Annotated in this window: 17 protein-coding genes; 5 read left to right on the top strand and 12 right to left on the bottom strand. The window is 64.6% G+C overall.

All coding sequences use genetic code 11. The features are described from left to right. Nucleotides 1–79: 79 nt before the first annotated feature. The gene (locus L6639_RS13580; protein WP_237862150.1) at nucleotides 80–946 is read right to left on the bottom strand and encodes a cobaltochelatase CobT-related protein; all 867 of its coding nucleotides are present in this window, start codon (nucleotides 944–946) and stop codon (nucleotides 80–82) included. 309 nt (nucleotides 947–1255) lie between these two features. On the opposite strand from L6639_RS13580, the gene L6639_RS13575 reads away from it, so the two are divergent. Continuing rightward, nucleotides 1256–2158 (top strand): hypothetical protein, encoded by a 903-nt coding sequence (locus tag L6639_RS13575; RefSeq protein ID WP_249798163.1) that lies wholly within the window; start codon nucleotides 1256–1258, stop codon nucleotides 2156–2158. Here L6639_RS13575 and L6639_RS13570 read toward each other — a convergent pair. Together L6639_RS13570 and L6639_RS13565 are read right to left on the bottom strand one after the other, a co-directional pair. Further along, nucleotides 2143–3225 carry a dienelactone hydrolase family protein gene (locus L6639_RS13570; RefSeq protein ID WP_237862147.1) on the bottom strand — a complete coding sequence of 361 codons (1083 nt, stop codon included), beginning with the start codon at nucleotides 3223–3225 and terminating at the stop codon, nucleotides 2143–2145. The two genes, L6639_RS13575 and L6639_RS13570, sit on opposite strands and share 16 nt — an antisense overlap. A gap of 163 nt (nucleotides 3226–3388) precedes the next feature. Continuing rightward, the gene (locus L6639_RS13565) at nucleotides 3389–5719 is read right to left on the bottom strand and encodes an ATP-binding protein (protein WP_237862145.1); all 2331 of its coding nucleotides are present in this window, start codon (nucleotides 5717–5719) and stop codon (nucleotides 3389–3391) included. A 135-nt stretch (nucleotides 5720–5854) separates the two neighbouring features. On the opposite strand from L6639_RS13565, the gene xth reads away from it, so the two are divergent. Next, a complete protein-coding gene (xth, locus tag L6639_RS13560) occupies nucleotides 5855–6652 on the top strand; it encodes an exodeoxyribonuclease III (RefSeq protein ID WP_237862143.1) in 798 nt (265 codons plus the stop codon). Between the two features lie 164 nt (nucleotides 6653–6816). On the opposite strand, the gene L6639_RS13555 is transcribed toward xth, so the two are convergent. Both L6639_RS13555 and ilvD read right to left on the bottom strand, forming a co-directional pair. Further along, on the bottom strand, nucleotides 6817–7641 hold the full coding sequence (locus tag L6639_RS13555) for a tetratricopeptide repeat protein (RefSeq protein ID WP_237862141.1): 825 nt from the start codon (nucleotides 7639–7641) through the stop codon (nucleotides 6817–6819). Continuing rightward, a complete protein-coding gene (gene ilvD / locus L6639_RS13550) occupies nucleotides 7628–9352 on the bottom strand; it encodes a dihydroxy-acid dehydratase (protein WP_237862139.1) in 1725 nt (574 codons plus the stop codon). The genes L6639_RS13555 and ilvD overlap by 14 nt, the downstream gene beginning before the upstream one ends. A gap of 429 nt (nucleotides 9353–9781) precedes the next feature. Here ilvD and L6639_RS13545 point away from each other — a divergent pair, with 429 nt between their 5' ends. After that, nucleotides 9782–10060: a metal/formaldehyde-sensitive transcriptional repressor gene (locus L6639_RS13545; RefSeq protein ID WP_063706516.1), complete on the top strand. Its 279-nt coding sequence runs from the start codon at nucleotides 9782–9784 to the stop codon at nucleotides 10058–10060. Nucleotides 10061–10065: 5 nt separating this feature from the next. Continuing rightward, on the top strand, nucleotides 10066–11139 hold the full coding sequence (locus L6639_RS13540; RefSeq protein ID WP_237862137.1) for a nickel/cobalt efflux transporter: 1074 nt from the start codon (nucleotides 10066–10068) through the stop codon (nucleotides 11137–11139). 12 nt (nucleotides 11140–11151) lie between these two features. On the opposite strand, the gene L6639_RS13535 is transcribed toward L6639_RS13540, so the two are convergent. Next, nucleotides 11152–12039, bottom strand: a complete 888-nt coding sequence (locus L6639_RS13535; RefSeq protein WP_377802678.1) for a DUF1259 domain-containing protein — start codon at nucleotides 12037–12039, stop codon at nucleotides 11152–11154. 474 nt (nucleotides 12040–12513) lie between these two features. Between L6639_RS13535 and L6639_RS13530 the strand changes: the two genes are divergently transcribed. Beyond that, nucleotides 12514–13572, top strand: a complete 1059-nt coding sequence (locus L6639_RS13530) for a Cj0069 family protein (RefSeq protein WP_237862133.1) — start codon at nucleotides 12514–12516, stop codon at nucleotides 13570–13572. Here L6639_RS13530 and L6639_RS13525 read toward each other — a convergent pair. From L6639_RS13525 to L6639_RS13500, 6 genes are all read right to left on the bottom strand, one after another. Beyond that, nucleotides 13569–14360 carry a CbtA family protein gene (locus tag L6639_RS13525; RefSeq protein WP_237862131.1) on the bottom strand — a complete coding sequence of 264 codons (792 nt, stop codon included), beginning with the start codon at nucleotides 14358–14360 and terminating at the stop codon, nucleotides 13569–13571. The genes L6639_RS13530 and L6639_RS13525 overlap by 4 nt on opposite strands. A gap of 10 nt (nucleotides 14361–14370) precedes the next feature. Then, nucleotides 14371–14577: a CbtB domain-containing protein gene (locus tag L6639_RS13520; RefSeq protein ID WP_237862129.1), complete on the bottom strand. Its 207-nt coding sequence runs from the start codon at nucleotides 14575–14577 to the stop codon at nucleotides 14371–14373. Nucleotides 14578–14580: 3 nt separating this feature from the next. After that, nucleotides 14581–14871 carry a hypothetical protein gene (locus L6639_RS13515; RefSeq protein ID WP_237862127.1) on the bottom strand — a complete coding sequence of 97 codons (291 nt, stop codon included), beginning with the start codon at nucleotides 14869–14871 and terminating at the stop codon, nucleotides 14581–14583. Beyond that, nucleotides 14868–15446, bottom strand: a complete 579-nt coding sequence (locus L6639_RS13510; RefSeq protein WP_237862125.1) for a hypothetical protein — start codon at nucleotides 15444–15446, stop codon at nucleotides 14868–14870. The genes L6639_RS13515 and L6639_RS13510 overlap by 4 nt, the downstream gene beginning before the upstream one ends. A gap of 77 nt (nucleotides 15447–15523) precedes the next feature. Then, on the bottom strand, nucleotides 15524–15781 hold the full coding sequence (locus tag L6639_RS13505; protein WP_057755853.1) for a hypothetical protein: 258 nt from the start codon (nucleotides 15779–15781) through the stop codon (nucleotides 15524–15526). 199 nt (nucleotides 15782–15980) lie between these two features. Continuing rightward, on the bottom strand, nucleotides 15981–16817 hold the full coding sequence (locus L6639_RS13500; protein WP_237862123.1) for a fumarylacetoacetate hydrolase family protein: 837 nt from the start codon (nucleotides 16815–16817) through the stop codon (nucleotides 15981–15983). Nucleotides 16818–16846: the final 29 nt, after the last annotated feature.

Raw genomic sequence — 16846 nt, 5'->3', positions numbered from 1 at the left:
CCCAACGCCGACGCGGCCCCTGCCCTCGTCCAATTCCCAGATCTTGACTGCCGCCTTCGTTCCCGCACTGACGGACACGTCAAGGCGACGGGCGCAATAGTCGATTGATGAGCTGAACCAGCGTGTCCTCCAACTCTTCTGGAGCGTTGATGGTAATGCCTTGCTCGTAGTACTGCTCGACCGGATGGCCGATGCCGATCGCCGCAAGCCTGATGTCGCCGGCCTGCTCGATCTCGTCGGTGACACGGCTCAAATGGTGGCTCAGATACCGATCGCCATTCGCGAGCAATGTGGGATCGTCGACCGGCGCACCATCGGACAGCACGATCAGATATTTCTGCCTTTCGCCGCTTCGGCGCAAACGCGACGCAGCCCATTCGAGGGCTTCGCCATCGATATTCTCCTTGACGAGGTCCCGCCGCAGCATGCTGGCGCAGTGTCGCGCGCTCAGCTTCTCGCCGGCGCTGCAGTAGACGATGTGCAACAGGTCGTTCAGTCGCCCGGGATAGGAAGGCTGGCCGCTGCTGAACCATTTTTCCCGGCTCCGACCGCCCTTCCAGCGCGAGGTCGTGAAGCCGAGCACTTCCTGCTTTGCCCCTAAGCCGTCGAGCAGGTCGGAGGCGACCAGCGCAGCCCTGGCCGCGAACAGCATCGGCTGTCCGCGCATCGAGCCGGAATGATCGATGAGCAATGACACGATCGTATCGGCGGCCTGAGGCTGGGTGGTCTCCATGCCCGCACGCCGTGCAGCAAGGTCGTTTTCGAGGTCGTACAGTTGCGCTGGATCGACCTCGGGAAATCGCTCGGCCCAGCGCCGGTCGGGGAGCTCGGCCAGGAAAGCGTCCAGATCGTCGGCCTTGATCTCCGCGTCGAATTCTCGGGTATAGACCTGATAAGGCCGATCAGGATCGAACCGAACCGGGCGACGCCGCGATCTCCGGAGCAATGGAAAAAAGGTCCACGCAATGATCGCAACGACCGCCGTCGGGAGAGCAATATGCGAAAGCAAGCTCGACTCCAGTGATTTCGACAGTAACCCTACAAACCGGACCTGCAGAACCCGCTTCCCCGCAACCGCTCCTTAGCTGCCTAGAGGAAAACGGCCTCAGAAAATTTGATGGTCCTACCGTCCGCCCACTGCTCGGGATCAACCATGAACCCGTTGTGTACCCAACTCGACCAAATGCAAGGGACAGTCCACATCATTCAAGCTCGAAAGCCTCCTTCAGCGAGCTGACAGGTATCAATTCATCCCATGCGCATGATCAATCGTCTGCTCTGTTGCCTCGCCCTACTCCTTGCAATTGCAACCCTCCCCGTGCCTCCGGCGCGTGCGGTCCAAACCTGCCCGTTCATCAGCGCCCAGGAACTCGCCGGCGCGATGCCGGCGCTGAAATGGTCGCTGATTTCAAATCAGGATGGTCGCGGCTGCATCTACCAGGGCGGGCGCGGCGACACGATGATGCTGTCCGTGTTCCGCAATCCCGACAGGGACCGCGCCAAGGAGATGTACGCGACCTTCGTCAAGACGCTCGGTGAGCGCATGCCGCTGAATGCAGTCGCTGACATCGGCGAGGAAGGCCAGGGCGGAACGACCGCCGCCGGCGCGGAGCGCCAGGAGGCCTCGGTCCTCGCCTTATCAGGCGATTACATCCTGCAGCTCAGCGTCTATCCGATCGGCCGGCGCGCCGACGACGCCCTGCTCGGCCCGATCACCCAAGCCGCGCGCGTTGCCATTGGCAATGTGACCAAGACCAGCGAGCGGTTCGGCGGCTGCGAATGGCTCGCGGCCGCGGATGCCGACGGCTTCCTCGACAAGAGTACGCTGCAGGTCCAGCGCACCGGCGCCGGCAGCTGCATGATGTTCGATCGCGAGGCCAATACCATGGCGGTTGCGGTGATCACGATGTCGCGCGACACCGTCATCAGCATGATGAAGCGCGCGGGCCCGTGCCAGCACGTAGCGATCCCCGAGCTCGGCAGCGAAGCCTTCGGCGAGCATTCCTGCACCAAGGGCAACGACAATGCCGTCAACATCTTTGTCTGGAAGAACGGCAGGCAGGCGTCGATCCTGTTCGCGCCGGTCAAGCCGCATCCGGAGTCAGGCTCGGTCGAGCACCTGAAGGCGGTCGCCGCGCGGGTCTATGGCAAATTGTGACCGCGCGGCGTTCCACTGCATCGCGTGGACCGTGTTTCAATCCCCGCAAGCTTTTGTCCGACCGCGTAAAGCTTGCAATCTTCGCCGCGCGAATTGATCTTGCATTTCATCAAGGCAGGCTCGCGTGCCTCGGGAGCTGTGCGGCCAAATCCAGTTCCGCAGTGGCCGTGCGTGCTCACCGCGAAGGCCTTGGCATCATCGGGATTGGCGAGGTAGTCCGCGAACGCCCCCTGACAAGCGGCGACAGCCCCCGGCGGGATTGGCAGCTCAGCGAACAACGGCGCCTCTATGACAGTCTTCGTCGGAAGACCTAACCTTTCAAGAAAGGGGTCGACGGACGGAAACCAGGTATCTGCCGGCGCGAGCACGACGGTATTGTGGCCGTTCGATTCGAACGGAGGCAGCAGATGCAACTGCGCAGGCGCACCGCCAGCGCTGTAGGCCGCGAACATGCGTCGTGCCAAGTCGGGACCGTAGAATTGATCGTTCTCAGCATAGAGCCAAAGCACCGGGACACGGGCCGTGCGACCCAATGCGGCGACTGTATCGACCAAGTTATCAGGCGAGCAGGGTTGGTTGGGTGCGGAGAAGGTGTGCCGACCACCATCAAAATTCACGGCGCCAACGACCCCCGGTATGTTCTCTGCGGCGACGGCCATCACCGTGAGCCCCCCAACGGAATGACCGAGCAAGACGACATGCTCGGCGTCGACCCAGGGCTCATTACGCAGTGAAGCGACCGCCGCAATGACATCGTCGCCGGCAGCGCGCACGGCCGGAAGATAGTCGCAGACCTGCCGCAAAGACTCGGAGAACCCTCCCCCAGATCGGCCATAGCCACGACGCATGATCGAGACCACTGCATATCCTCGCTGCGCGAAGGCGACGGCCGCCTTGCTGTAGCCGACCGGAGAGCGGTTGAGGATTTCAGTGAAGAATTCCTCGCCGGAGAGGCTAGGCATTCCGTGAGTGATCACGACGAGAGGAAATTTGCCGGGGCGATCAGGACGAATGACGAAGCTTTCCAGCGACACTTTGTTGCCGGAGATCACGACAGGCAACATCATGTGCGTGCTCATTAGCGGACCGTCGCCGGCGCGGGCGGAGGCCGTGAACAAGATGAGAAGCATGACAAGGAGGCGCATGGCGGCGCAACGTAACACGACGATCCGAATTGCCAGCGTCCGGACAACGGGTGCGGAAACGCATATTCGTGCACGGAGTTAACGCCTACGCGCCCGTCATCTGCCTTTCCTCGTCCGTCCACTCCACCTCATCGGGCATCAGCGCCGGCTGAAGCGGCGCGCCCTCCGTCAGCACGTGGCCGTCGAGCGCGCGCAGCAGGGCTGCGACCAGCGCCGGCTTGCGTAGCGGTTTGGCCAGAAAGTCGGACATGCCAGCCTCGCGGCAGATCTTGACGTCCTCGGGGAAGGCGTTGGCGGTCAGCGCGATGATCGGCAGCGCTTCGAAGCGTCCGCCCTCTGCACGGATCGCCCGCGCCGCGGCGAGCCCGTCCATTTCGGGCATGCGCACATCCATCAGCACGATGTCGTAATCGCCCTCGGACACGGCCGTGACGGCCTCGACACCGTCGGTGACGACGCGCAATTCGACGTCGAAGGCACTGAGCATCTTGCTCACGACCATACGGTTGACGGCGTCGTCCTCGGCGACCAGCACCTTCAGCGGCCGGTCGAGGTCGGCAATGCGGGCCTTGAGATCGTCGGCTTCCTCACGGCCAGCGTCCTGATCGGATGTCTGCGCCTGGCTCCACGGCAGCACCAGCGTGAAGCGGAAGGTCGAGCCCTCGCCCGGCGTCGAGGTGACGCCGATGGTGCCGCCCATCTGCTCGATGATGCGCCTGGAGATCGCAAGGCCGAGACCGGTGCCGCCGAAGCGGCGGCTGATCGAGGCATCGGCCTGGGCGAAGTCGGAGAAGAGCTGCCCGAGTTTTTCGGGCGCAATGCCGATGCCACTGTCGGTCACGGTCCATTCGACGGTCGCGAGGAGATCGCGGCGCGCCTGGCACACCGCCTTGATCGTCACCTCACCCTGGTCGGTGAACTTCACGGCGTTGGAGGCGAGATTGAGCAGCACCTGCCGGATGCGGGCGACGTCGCCGCGCAGCGTCGGCGGCAGGTTCGGATCGAGCTCGACCTTGACGGCGAGTCCCTTGCTTTTGGCACTCGCGCGCACCACGGTCGCGACCGTCTCAACCAGCGTCTGCGGCGCGAAGTCGATCGCCTCGAACTGGAAGCGTCCCGCCTCCAGCTTGGAGAGATCGAGGATGTCGTTGAGGATGCGCTGGAGGTTGTCGCCGGATTCGCGGATCGTGGTGACGGCCTCGCGCTGCTCCGCATCCAGATTTGTTTCCAGCAGCATGCTGGCAAGCCCGAGCACGCCGTTCATGGGCGTGCGGATCTCGTGGCTCATGACGGCGAGGAAATCCGACTTGGCGCGGCTCTCGGCCTCGGCCTTCTCCGCGCGCCAGCGCTCGGTGACGTCGCGGCCGAAGCCGCGATAGCCCAGGAACTGACCGTCGCGGTCATAGGCCGGCTTTGCGGTCAGCGACCACAGCCGCGCTTCGCCGCCGGCGACGACCTTCAAATTCATCTCGTGGAGCGGCTCGGCGTGCTCCATCAGGCCGACGACGTTGTAAGCGGCCGCCTTGTCCTCGGGACACAGCATGTCGAGCACGTCGGCGAATTGCGATCCCTTCAGAAGCGGAAGCGGCAATTGCGCGACGTCGGCGAAGCGTTGCGGCACGTCGACGAGGTGGCCTTCGGCGTCGGTCTGCCACAGCCAGTCGCTGGCGTTCTCCTGAAAATCCTTCAGCAGCAGCGAGATGATCTCGGTCTGCCGCTCGAGCTCGAGCTGGGCCTTGAGATTGCCGAGGAACAGATTGCCCTGCGAGACGATGTTGCGCGCCATGAAGAACGCGAACAGCATCAGGAACACAGCGGTCACCAGATATGGCCCCGTGCCGCACAGCAGCAGCGCACCGGCGCAGGCGACGGCCATGGTGGCGAGGTAGACGAGGCCGGCACGCGGGAATGTCGACAGCGTGAAGGCGCCGCCGGACATCATGCCGACCATCAGGCAGGCCAGGATCAGCTGGCTGGTCGGCCCGACCTGGCTGAACAGCGCCAGCGGCAGCGTGCCCCAGATCGTGGCAAGGAAGAACGCCTGCCGCATCATCTGCCGCGCCGCGCGCGGCGAAGCTTCCTGCGGTGGATTGCGGTGCGAGCGCTGCCATGCGCGCACCGCGAGCGCTGCGACGGCGGTGAGGGTTGCGCCCCAGATCGCGAGGAAGTCGTTCCAGCCCCGGCCCCAGAACAGGATCAGCACGATGGCGACGTTGAGCATGGTGACGGCCATGGTCACCGGGATCAGCCGCGTCACCGCGTCGATCTGCTTGGCGCGGATGCGGCGCAGCTCGCGCTCGCTGAGATCGGCGGTCAGGCCGTCCTCGATCTCGAAGCCGCCGAGCCAGTACAGGAACGCGCCGACGAGACCGTCGCGCTGCTCAGTTGGTTGTGCAGATTTGTACGGCCATCCCATTCCAAGGAACCTTTTCCGTATCAATGGCCTACGGCCGGCTTCAACCGGGTTAATTTTGTGGGAGATTTTGCGGCGTCCTTGACGGAGGCGTTAGCGGTTTGTTCTAACCATGGCCCCTGCCCGGAGCCGCCCCCCATGCCCATCAGAGTTGCCACCTGGAACGTCAATTCGGTCCGGCAGCGGATCGATCTCCTGCTGACCTGGCTGAAGGAGTGCCAGCCCGATATCGTCTGCCTGCAGGAGATCAAATGTGTCGACGAGGCCTTCCCGCGACTGGAGATCGAAGCGCTCGGCTACAACGTGGTGACCCACGGGCAGAAGACGTTCAACGGCGTTGCCCTGCTCTCCAAACTGAAATTCGATGAGACCAAGTCAGGACTTGCCGGCGACGACGAGGACACGCATGCCCGTTTCCTCGAGGGCGTGGTGACACTCAAGCAGGGCGTGCTGCGCATCGCCTGTCTCTATCTGCCCAACGGCAATCCCGTCGGCACCGAGAAATATCCCTACAAGCTCAAATGGATGTCGCGGCTTCTTGAGTATTCGAAGGAGCGTCTTAAGACCGAGGAGCCGCTGATCCTCGCTGGCGATTTCAACGTCATCCCGCATGCCCACGACGTCCACAATCCGGCCGCCTGGACCGAGGACGCCCTGTTCAAGACCGAGACGCGGGAGAGCTTTCAGTCCCTGCTCGGCCTCGGCCTGACCGACGCCTTAAGGGCCGTCACCGACGAACCTGGTCTCTACACGTTCTGGGATTACCAGGCCGGGGCCTGGCAGAAGAACCAGGGACTGCGCATCGACCATCTGCTGCTCTCGCCCCAGGCGAGCGACCGGCTCGCCAATGTCGGCATCGACAGCTATGTGCGGGCCTGGGAGAAGCCGTCGGATCACGTGCCTGTGTGGGCGGATCTGGATCTGGAGGCGGCGTAGGCTTTAGGCCGAGTTGGCCGGAGCGAGCGGCAGTCGCAACTGCTGTAGGGTGGGCAAAGGCGCGCCCTTCGCGCGCCGTGCCCACGTTCTGCCGGCTTCGGAGAGAGATCGTGGGCACGGCGCTTTGCGCCTTTGCCCACCCTACGGCACCGACGTTGCCGAACCTACTCGCGGCGGCCCTGCACCCACTGTTCCAGCATTTGCAGGCACATGGCGCGGTCGTCGTCGGAGGCCTTGGCGAAGGCGCGGTTGTAGTTTTCCTTGATCCAGGTCTCATCAGTGCCGGCACTGTCACGCGCCAGCGTCAGCCACATCAGGCCGCGCGCGGCCTGCCGCGGCAGGCGGTCGCCGTTGAACAGCATCTGCCCGAGCAGCGCCTGGGCCTCGTGCTGCCCCTTCTGGGCGGCAAGGCCGAGCCAGCGCGCGCCGTAGCGGAAATCCTCACGCGAGGCGTCCGGCGTCTTCAGATAGAGCCGGGCGAGATCGTACTGTGCGTCCGCGTTACCGAAATAGGAGGCGGCATAGGAGAACATCTCCCGCGCCCTGTCGGGATCGGCCTTGACCTTCGAGTTCGGAATGCCGCTCAGATAATAGCGGCCGAGCGCGACGAAGGCATTGGCGACGATCTGCGCCTGCGGCGCCGACGGGCTGTCCTCGGCATGCGCATTGGCGATCCGGTTGAAATATTCGAACGCGCGCACGTCGTCCTGGACGACGCCGTCACCGCTCGCATACATGCGGCCGAGCTTCCACTGCGCAATGGGATGACCGCCCTCGGCGGCATATTGCAGGGCACTGAGCGAGGTTTCCTGGGTCGCGACCGGCGGCACCGACTTGCGCACCGCGCCCGCGGAACCGGGCAAGCTGGTCACGACGGGGATGGTCGCGTCCTTCGGATTGACAGGCGCGCCGTCAAAGGCGAGCGCCGGCGCGGCCAGCGCGGTAGCCCCCAACACAAACGCAACGATGGCACGCCTAGATGTCCGCATAGCACTGTTTCTCGTGCGCGCCGCCCGGATGGGTCACTGCCCCCCCGACCGCTGGTCCAACCTGTTGGGCATATTTCCAGAGCGCACCCGACGTATGGTTAGTCGCGCGAGCGCTCCATTTGGTCTTGCGCTGAGCCAGTTCAGCGTCGCTCAATTTTACGTTAAGGGTACCGGCGTCCGCATCGATCTCGATGATGTCGCCATCCTCGAGCAGCCCGATCGGGCCCCCGATCGCCGCCTCCGGGCCGACATGGCCGATGCAGAAGCCGCGCGTGGCGCCGGAGAAGCGACCATCGGTGATGAGCGCGATCTTGCCGCCCATGCCCTGGCCGGTCAGCGCCGCGGTGGTCTGGAGCATCTCCCGCATGCCGGGGCCGCCCTTGGGGCCCTCGTAGCGGATCACGATGACTTCGCCTTCCCGATAGGTGCGCTTCTGGACCGCCTCGAACGCATCCTCCTCCCGGTCGAAGCACCTGGCCGGACCGGTAAACTTGAGGTTGGACATGCCCGCGACTTTCACGATCGCACCTTCTGGCGCCAAATTGCCCTTCAGACCGACCACACCCCCCGTGACGGTGATGGGCTTGTCTGCCGGGTGCACCACGTCTTGGTGCGGATTCCATTTCACGCTCTTGAGGTTTTCGGCGATCGTTCGACCAGTGACCGTAATGCAGTCACCGTGGAGAAATCCGTTGTCGAGCAGCGTCTTCATCAGAAGCGGTATGCCGCCAACTTCAAACATGTCTTTGGCGACATAACGGCCACCCGGCTTCAAATCCGCGACATAAGGTGTCTTTTTGAAGATTTCGGCGACGTCGAATAAGTCAAACTTGATCCCGGCCTCATGCGCGATCGCCGGCAGGTGCAGCGCAGCATTGGTCGAGCCGCCGGAGGCGGCGACGACGGCGGCGGCATTCTCCAGCGCCTTGCGGGTGACGATGTCGCGCGGCCGAAGATTGGACGCGATCAGGTCCATCACCTTCTCGCCCGCGGTCATGCAGAAGGCGTCGCGGATTTCATACGGTGCCGGAGCACCGGCCGAGTAAGGCAGCGCGAGGCCGATGGCCTCGGATACGGTCGCCATGGTGTTGGCGGTGAACTGCGCGCCGCAGGCGCCCGCAGAGGGGCACGCCACGCGCTCGATCTCGTCGAGGTCCTCGTCCGACATGGCGCCGACCGAGTGCTTGCCGACGGCCTCGAACATGTCCTGCACGGTGACCTGCTGCCCGCGGAAATTGCCGGGGAGGATCGAGCCGCCGTAAATGAAAATCGAGGGAACGTTGAGGCGCAGCATCGCCATCATCATGCCCGGCAGCGACTTGTCGCAGCCGGCGAGCCCGACCAAGGCGTCGTAGGCGTGGCCGCGCACGGTCAGCTCGACGGAGTCGGCGATGCATTCGCGCGACGGCAGCGAGGAGCGCATGCCGTCATGGCCCATGGCGATGCCGTCGGTGACGGTGATGGTGCAGAATTCGCGCGGCGTGCCGCCGGCGGATGCGACACCCTTCTTCACCGCCTGCGCCTGGCGCATCAGGGAGATGTTGCACGGAGCCGCTTCATTCCAGCACGAGGCAACGCCGACGAAGGGCTGGTGGATCTGCTCGGTGGTCAGACCCATGGCGTAGAAGTAGGAGCGATGGGGCGCGCGCGCAGGACCTTCCGTCACATGACGGCTCGGCAGCCTCTGCTTGATGTTGGCCTTGGCGTCCATCGCGACCAGTTTCCTCAGGTCCAGTTTCCTGGCTAACCCTTGTCAGTTCAGGAAGATCAGAACCAAGATTTGAATCGACCTTGGAATTTCCTGCCGCCTGCAAGGGACCAGCCCAGCCCCTGAAACATTCGAGTGATTTTATTCATGTTCGGGTGTGGCCAAAAAGCGGCGCCGATGCGAACGACCAGTGATGAGGGTTAAATCCACAGAAGGTGTTGCTCAGGCAGCACAATCGTTACCGGGAAGACACGGGTTCGCTTACCGTGATACCCGCGCGAAGATGACATCTCGCAATCTCTGATTTCATGATGCGGAAAGTGCGACCGCTGTTGTGGCGACGGTGCGTGGATCGCAACTGAGTCGGCCTTCGCCGCAAAGCGACGGCATGCGCGCATTGACTCATATAGGGTACCCCCCTATGTTACCCTGATGTCGCACACCATCAAGCACAAGTCGAAGCTGATCGGCCGCGTCCGGCGCATCAAGGGTCAACTTGAAGCCGTCGAGCGTGCGCTGGAGTCGGAGATCGGCTGCGCCGATGTGCTGATGCTGGTGGCGTCGGTGAAGGGCGCAATCAGCGGTCTCACCACCGAGCTCCTGGAAGACCACATCCGCCATCATGTGGTGGATCCCGCGCACGAGAAGGATCCGGAGAAGGCCAAGGGCGCCGCCGACCTCATCGACGTCGTCCGAACCTATTTGAAGTGAACGAGATGACCGACCTGTCTCATCTGCTCCAACAGAGCAGCGCACACGCATGGCTGTTCGTGCCCAGCGCCATCCTGCTCGGCGTGCTGCATGGTCTCGAGCCCGGGCATTCGAAGACGATGATGGCCGCGTTCATCATCGCGGTCCGAGGCACCGTGTTCCAGGCCGTGCTGCTCGGCCTGTCGGCGACCATCTCCCATACCGCAGTTGTCTGGGCGGTCGCGCTTGCGGGCCTGTATTTCGGCCAGGAACTGTCAGGCGAACGCAGCGAGGCCTGGCTGCAACTGGTCTCCGCCGCGATCATCATCGGCATCGCCGGCTGGATGGTCTGGCGCACCTGGCGGGACCAGAACCACGAACACGATCATCATGATCATCATCACCACCACGACGAGCCGCAATCGATCTCGCTCGCCGGCTTCGCGCTGCTGCTGGAGGTGTTCGAAGACGACGTACCGCCGCGCTGGCGGATCCGAAGCGAAAAGGACGCACTTCCCGCTGCCGGCGACATCAGGGTGACCACGATCCGCGAGGACGGCGCGGAGCAGGCCTTCGCGTTCGCCGCGCGGGACGGATACCTCGAAAGCGTCGATGAGATTCCCGAGCCGCATGCGTTCAAGGCGCGCGTCACCCTCGCCGGCGACGCGACCGAACTGCTGTTCGAGGAGCACGACCACGACCACATCGACCTCGGCGACGAGGATGACGCGCATGCGCGCGCTCACGCCGCCGACATCCGCAAGCGCTTTGCCGGACGAACAGTCACCACGGCGCAGATCGTCTTGTTCGGCCTCAGCGGCGGCCTGATCCCCTGCCCCGCCGCGATCACGGTGCTGCTGCTCTGCATTCAGTTGAAGCAGTTCAGCCTCGGCTTCGTCCTGGTGCTGTCCTTCGGTATCGGGCTCGCGATCACGATGGTATCGGCAGGCGTTCTCGCCGCGCTCAGCCTGCGCCACGTCGAACGCCACTGGAGCGGCTTCAGCCGCTACGCCCACCGCGCGCCCTATGTCTCGGCGGCCTTGATCGTCTTTGTCGGCCTGTACACCGGCTGGATAGGCTTGCACGAACTGATGACGTGACTGGCTTGCCGGTCAGCCTTTCGCACTTGCCGTCTTGTCGAGCGCGGCGCGAAGGCCCTTGGCAAGCTTGATCGCGTCGTCGTTGGCCCAGAAGTGCATGAAGAGCAGCCGCGGCTGCTCGTCCAGCATATGGCTGTGCAGCGCCGTCACTTCGATGCCGTTCTCCAGCAGCGCGGCAATCACCGGGTTCACCTCGTTATCTGACAGAACGAAGTCGCCGGTGATGGCCGCCTTGCCTCCCCCTGTCGGCTGGAAGTTGATGCCGATCGCGACGCCCATTGCGCCTACGGGCGCGAGCGGCATGCCCGCCTGCGTGACCGGATCACGACGCTTGACGGTGAACTGATAGACACCGCCATTGGCCTGTCCCTTGGTGCCGATGATCTGGTCGAGCTTGGCTGTATCGAGATCGACGGCGGGCGGCGGGCTCGCCGGTGCGGCAGCGGTGAGCGGTGTCTTGCTTGCGGCGAGTGCATCATGGATCGCGGCGGCGAGCTTGGCGGGGTCGCCATGTCCGGCGACATGCATGTAGAACGTAGCCGGGCTCGCCCGCAGCAGATGATTGTGCACGGCGGTGATCTCCAGACCACTCGCGATCATCTTCGCCATCACCGGATTGATCTCGGTCTCGAGCAGCACGAGGTCGCCCATGACCATGGCGCCGCCATGCGCCGGCTTGAACGCCACCCAGCCGCCGAGCGCCAGCGCCGGCTTGATCGCGACCCCGTCCAGGGTCACGGAGAGATCGCTGCGCGGAAATCCGTAGCGGTGGACATCATCCGAGACGGCGGCCTTGCGTCCGAGCGTTTGATCGATCGCCGGCCAATTGATGTCGTCCGCGCGGGCCGGCGCGATGAATTGCGCGGCGCCCAGGACGACTCCCAAGGCGGCGGCCAACATGATGGCTGCGTGACAGAGTGTGCGTCGTCGCATGATCGTTCTCCTGGTGTCCCTGCCCCAGGGTTGAAGCCGTGTTCGGCTCAGGCATCGACGGCACGCGCCGACGCATGCCGCGCGAGACGGACGAGCCGATCTGTCAGATCAATCGAGATGGATGAAGTGGACATGCTGCGCCCTTGGTGATCAGGACGCGATGCTTGGGCATGTCGCCTCGCGGGGAGACCGCATATCCCCGATGCCCGAACTAGAAGCCCGGGGGTCCAGGCTGTCAACGCGCGGATTCAGGTGCGCTTCGAAAAGATTTCGGAGACCCGATGGAACGAAATCGTTCGTGGGTCTCTCGCTTGAATGCCGCATCGTCGCGTCTTGCGCTTTCCGGACGATCCCGCCTAGAATGGCCCGGTGGGGACGAAGCAGACTCCCCGTGAGACTTCGGTCCAAGTCTGCGCAGCACGCAATTCGTGGAGCTTGCGCATGGACACCAAATCCCCTCACCGATATTCCCTGGCCATTGTTTCGCGCGGCGACGCCGACGCCCGCCGGAACACCACCCCGCAGAACAGCCGTTTCGTTCGCGTCTTCGAGGCGCTCGCCGCCGCCGGCATCGACGCGCAACCGGCGATCTACGATGAAAGCTTCGCTGAAGCCGTCCGCGAGCAATTGCTTGGAGTCGACGGCGTGCTGGTCTGGGTCGATCCGATCCACCAGGGCAAGACGCGCGCCGAGCTCGACGCCCTGCTGCGTGACGTCGCGGCGCGCGGCCCGTGGGTCAGCGCGCACCCTGATGTCATCCTGAAGATGGGCGTCAAGGAGGTGCTGTACCGGACGCGGCATCTCGGATGGGGCGCGGACACCCATCGCTACGACAGCGCGGCCGCGTTTCGGGCGGAGTTTCCGCCGCGGCTGCAAGCCGCTGGACCGCGCGTGCTCAAGCAGAACCGCGGCAATGGCGGCCAGGGCGTCTGGAAGGTCGAGGCGCTCGCGAACGCAGTCCCGACGGTTCGCGTGCTCCATGCGCTGCGCGGCAGCCTTCCCGAGGACGTGCCGCTCGAGGCCTTCCTCGCGCGGTGCGAGCCGTATTTCGGCTGGGGCGGCTGCATCATCGATCAGCCGTTTCAACCGCGCCTGCCCGACGGCATGATCCGCTGCTACATGAGCGGCGCCAAAGTCGCAGGCTTCGGCCATCAATTGATCAAGGCCCTGATCCCGCCGCCGGCCGAGGGGCCTGATGCGCCTGAGGCGCAACCGGGGCCTCGCGTCATGCACGGCCCCGATGCCCCGCAATTCCAGGCGCTGAGGCGATCGATGGAGGAGGAATGGACGCCGCAAATGATGGAGCTGCTCTCCATCAACGAGGCGTCCCTGCCGGTGATCTGGGACGCCGACTTCCTGTTCGGGCCGCGCAATGCGGACGGAGCCGACACCTACGTTCTCTGCGAGATCAACGCGAGCTCGTGCTTCGCAATCCCCGATCAGGCGCCGGCGGCGATTGCCCGGACGGTCAGCGAACGACTGGTAGGAGCGAAGCGCTAGAGGGTCGCGCCGCGATCGAAACGCGCGAACACCGCGCTCGTCAGGCCGCCGAGCATGGTCCAGAACACCAGGCTCGTCACCGTCACCGCGGTGACGAACTGGTGCGTCAGCGACGACGGCACGTTGGTCTCGACATTGGCGAGATCAGGCGCGCCGATCAGGTGCGGCAGGGTCAGCAGGATCACCCCTGATATCGCCGCCGGCACCGTCCGGCGGAAGACGATCAAGGCGAGCCCGCCCGCCGTCGCCAGCACGGCGGCGAGCCACCAGATCTGCCGCGACAGCAGCGGCGCCGAGGGCACGCCGGGCAGCTCCGGCGGCAGGCCAAGGCCCGGCGCAAGCGTAAAGACGGCGAAGCCCGCCAGGCCCCACAACAGGCCTTCATGCCAGGAGACGCTCGCCCCCGTCGCCCCGCTGCGCACGGCGAAGAAGCCGGCAAGAAGCAGCGCGAATCCGATCGCGGTCAGGACATTGGCGGCGGCGGTGTAGGCGTTGCGCTCAAATCCGTCGCGCGGCTCCCAGGCGCCGCCATGATCGTGGTCGCCGGCGCCACGATCATGGTCGCCGTGATCGTGGGCTGCATGGTCATGGTCTGCGTGGTCATGCCCGGCCGCTGCCGGCTGCGCCGTGGCTGGCGCGTCATGCTGGTGCGCGTCCGCCGCCTTCTCGAAGACCTCCGCCTTCAGGATCAGGGGGACGGTGCCGAACTGCTGGACGGCGGTGACGAGGAGGCCGACGACGAAACCTGAAATGACCGATGCGAAGACGATCGCGCGAAACGTGCTCATGCCTTCGAGATTAGTGGCAGGGGAACGCGTTCGAGTGGCGCACGTCGTGGGCGGCGTTGTGGACGACGTCGATATGGGAGAAGCCGACCATGCCGACGACGAACACGCCGAGCACCATGGCCATCACGGCCTGCGACAGCCGTCCCACCTGCCCTGCGGCGACCGGAAGCGTGATCTGGGCCGAGGTCTGGGCGTTGGCGAGCTGGGACTGGCTCATGGTCTATTCTCCATTGGCGATTTGCGCGTCTTCTAGCAGCTTCCGGGCGATGTCGCGACTGGTAAGATGCAGGCTCGTCCCGGGCAAAATGTCCCTGCGGGCGATCTTGGCGTCCGCGGCAGCGCGAAAGACGGCCTCAAGCCGCTGGAAATAGCCGAGGCAGGCCTCCGGCGTGGGCTCCGCACCGAGCAACGTCCGGAAAGCGCCCCGGTGCACGGCGCAGATCGCGCCATGTCCGGCCACGGGAAAGACCAATGAGGCGATATCGTCGCGCCAACGGGCTTCGCTGCTCAAGCGGTTGCGCGTCCCCGCCCGAGGGAGCCGATCAGGCGGGCGATCTCGCAGACGGCGACGAGGCCCGCGAGCCACACCGCGCAGGTCAGCCCGATCCGCGAGACGATGGCCGCCGTGAAAGCGCCCTGCCCGCCAAGGAACGGCGTCGCGGCGAACAGCGCCAGCTCATAGGCCGCATAGGCGGCGACAAGGGCAATCGCCAGCATCAGCGGCGTGCGGCCTTGCGGCAGGGTGCGAAGCATGATCGATGCCGCGGCCGTCGCGACAAGCGTCGCGGCGCCGATCGCAAGGCCCCAGGCGATGGTGCTGGCATCAATGGGATAGTGGAGCGCGGCGAAGCCGATGCATTGGTTCACCAGCCACGCGCCGGTGACAACCAGCAGCGCTTGACGCAGCGGCAGCGCGGCCGCAGCCACGACAGCGAACGCCGCAAACGGCGTCGCACAGGCAAGCGCAAAGCTTGCCAGCGCGCAGGACACAGTCAGCAGCGCAAAGCAGAACAGCGCGGCATAACGCGGCTCGACCGGGTGAAGCCTGGCGTGGTCGGACTGCGGCGGCAGGATCGTGAGGGGCATGAACAATCTCCTGGCGGCGATCCTACCACATTGTCGGACAAGTCCGCCAACCGCCCCCACGGGGCGAGACAGGCGCGCTACGCGCGCCCTCTCGGGCGCTGGGCCTGAGCCCAGGCCGTGGTGACGTCGCGCGGCGGAGCGTCGATCCGCTTGATCGGAGTGAGTTCACCGGAGGCGGAGATGATGGCGGTTTCCTCGCGGCGACAGCGTGGACACACGAAGCTGACTTCGTGCGGCTGCGCCGACCAGCTCGAACGTTTGACATTGGCCGCCATCGGCCATGCTTCGCAATGCGAGCATGACACCAGAAACCGACCGGGATCGAGCATACCCATTCCTAAGGACTCCGCGTCCTGCCGCCCTTCTGTAATGATTGACCCATGTGAATCGTTCCGGTGCGGACGCACCGTCGCCGTCCAACGGTTCCGCGCCGGCGTTCTATAACAGCCGCGTCATGCCGAGCGATTGCGCCGCCGTTGCCCAGTGAATCCTGCGCAGCAGCGGCGCATAGGCCGTCGTCAGGTCCGGGAAACATCAGGCTTCGTCGGCAATCCCGTTGCGGAGCAGGCCGACCTTGTCGATCTCGACCTCGACAACGTCGCCGGCTTTCATCCACAGCGGCGGCGTACGCCGCGAGCCGACGCCACCCGGCGTGCCTGTCGCGATGACGTCGCCGGGCTCGAGCCGGGTGAACTGCGAGCAATATTCGATCTGGCGCGGGATATCGAAGATCATCTGGTCGATGGTGGTGTCCTGCACCACCTCGCCGTTGAGCCGGGTCTGCAAGCGCAGCGGACCGACATCGCCGACCTCATCAGGTGTCACCAGATAGGGACCGAAGCCGCCAGTCGACGGAAAATTCTTACCCGGCGTAAACTGGTGGGTGTGGCGTTGATAGTCGCGCACGCTGCCCTCGTTGTAGCAGGCATAGCCGGCGATGTGGCCCCAAGCCTCGCTCTTCTGAATGTAGCGGCCGGGCTTGCCGATGATGATCGCGAGCTCGCCCTCGAAGTCGAGATGGGTCGAGACCTTCGGGCGGATGATGTTGGTGAGATGTCCGGTCTGGCTGTTGGCGAAGCGCCCGAACACGGTGGGATTCTCAACCTCGGTGCGGCCCGTCTCCTTGCGATGGTTCTCGTAGTTCAGACCGATGCAGAGGATCTTGTCGGGGTTCGGAATCACCGGCAGGAATTTGATCTTCGCCAGCGGATGGCGCTTCGCGCCAATCGCTGATTTGGCCGCCTCGGCAAGCGCGCCGGCCGCAATCGCCGATTTCAGATCGGGATAGCGATTCCCAAGATCGGCCACGCTATCGCCCTCCACCAGGCCCCACGAGGCGGTGTTGTCGATTTGAAAGCTTGCGAATTTCATGTGGTGTCCTTGACGTTTGAAGCGGTCGA

It is taken from the genome of Bradyrhizobium zhengyangense (assembly GCF_022012555.1).
GTDB lineage: Bacteria > Pseudomonadota > Alphaproteobacteria > Rhizobiales > Xanthobacteraceae > Bradyrhizobium > Bradyrhizobium zhengyangense.
The sequence above is the reverse complement of the archived record's forward strand: the minus strand, read 5'-3'. Positions and strand labels throughout refer to the sequence as shown.

Excerpts from the sequence above, each read along its gene's own strand:
- L6639_RS13575 (WP_249798163.1), top strand. The coding sequence starts at position 1,256 with ATGCGCATGATCAATCGTCTGCTCTGTTGCCTCGCCCTACTCCTTGCA.
- L6639_RS13570 (WP_237862147.1), bottom strand. The coding sequence starts at position 3,225 with ATGATGTTGCCTGTCGTGATCTCCGGCAACAAAGTGTCGCTGGAAAGC.
- L6639_RS13565 (WP_237862145.1), bottom strand. The coding sequence starts at position 5,719 with ATGGGATGGCCGTACAAATCTGCACAACCAACTGAGCAGCGCGACGGT.
- xth (WP_237862143.1), top strand. The coding sequence starts at position 5,855 with ATGCCCATCAGAGTTGCCACCTGGAACGTCAATTCGGTCCGGCAGCGG.
- L6639_RS13555 (WP_237862141.1), bottom strand. The coding sequence starts at position 7,641 with ATGCGGACATCTAGGCGTGCCATCGTTGCGTTTGTGTTGGGGGCTACC.
- ilvD (WP_237862139.1), bottom strand. The coding sequence starts at position 9,352 with ATGGACGCCAAGGCCAACATCAAGCAGAGGCTGCCGAGCCGTCATGTG.
- L6639_RS13545 (WP_063706516.1), top strand. The coding sequence starts at position 9,782 with ATGTCGCACACCATCAAGCACAAGTCGAAGCTGATCGGCCGCGTCCGG.
- L6639_RS13540 (WP_237862137.1), top strand. The coding sequence starts at position 10,066 with ATGACCGACCTGTCTCATCTGCTCCAACAGAGCAGCGCACACGCATGG.
- L6639_RS13535 (WP_377802678.1), bottom strand. The coding sequence starts at position 12,039 with ATGTTGGCCGCCGCCTTGGGAGTCGTCCTGGGCGCCGCGCAATTCATC.
- L6639_RS13530 (WP_237862133.1), top strand. The coding sequence starts at position 12,514 with ATGGACACCAAATCCCCTCACCGATATTCCCTGGCCATTGTTTCGCGC.
- L6639_RS13525 (WP_237862131.1), bottom strand. The coding sequence starts at position 14,360 with ATGAGCACGTTTCGCGCGATCGTCTTCGCATCGGTCATTTCAGGTTTC.
- L6639_RS13520 (WP_237862129.1), bottom strand. The coding sequence starts at position 14,577 with ATGAGCCAGTCCCAGCTCGCCAACGCCCAGACCTCGGCCCAGATCACG.
- L6639_RS13510 (WP_237862125.1), bottom strand. The coding sequence starts at position 15,446 with ATGCCCCTCACGATCCTGCCGCCGCAGTCCGACCACGCCAGGCTTCAC.
- L6639_RS13505 (WP_057755853.1), bottom strand. The coding sequence starts at position 15,781 with ATGGGTATGCTCGATCCCGGTCGGTTTCTGGTGTCATGCTCGCATTGC.
- L6639_RS13500 (WP_237862123.1), bottom strand. The coding sequence starts at position 16,817 with ATGAAATTCGCAAGCTTTCAAATCGACAACACCGCCTCGTGGGGCCTG.